The organism is Actinoalloteichus spitiensis RMV-1378, from assembly GCF_000239155.1.
Taxonomy (GTDB): domain Bacteria; phylum Actinomycetota; class Actinomycetes; order Mycobacteriales; family Pseudonocardiaceae; genus Actinoalloteichus_B; species Actinoalloteichus_B spitiensis.
Window position 1 is genome coordinate 1 of the sequence record NZ_AGVX02000875.1, and the last position, 270, is coordinate 270.

Here is a 270-nt window from a genome sequence, read left to right on the forward strand (position 1 = left end):
GGTGTGGACGTCGGGGTGGGTGGGGGCGGGGATGCCGTCGGCGGTCAGCCGCAGCACCGGCAGCGTCCGCTCGGCTCCCGGTAGCAGCTCCCCGGTGGTCAGCAGGTGGCGTGCGCCGAGTTCCTGGAGGGCCTGTCCCAGCTGCCCGGGGTCGTCCTCGGCGGGCAGGGACAGGGCGGTGCCCCCGGCGCGCAGCACCGCGAGCAACGCCACGCACCAGCTGGCGGTGCGGGGGAGGACGAGGGCGACCACGTCCTCCGGGGTGAGGCC

The 270-nt window shown here is 77.0% G+C and carries 1 protein-coding gene; it reads right to left on the reverse strand.

What is annotated here, in order from left to right:
• On the reverse strand, positions 1-270 hold a 270-nt coding region (locus ACTIDRAF_RS31590; RefSeq protein WP_039789961.1), incomplete at both ends, for an AMP-binding protein.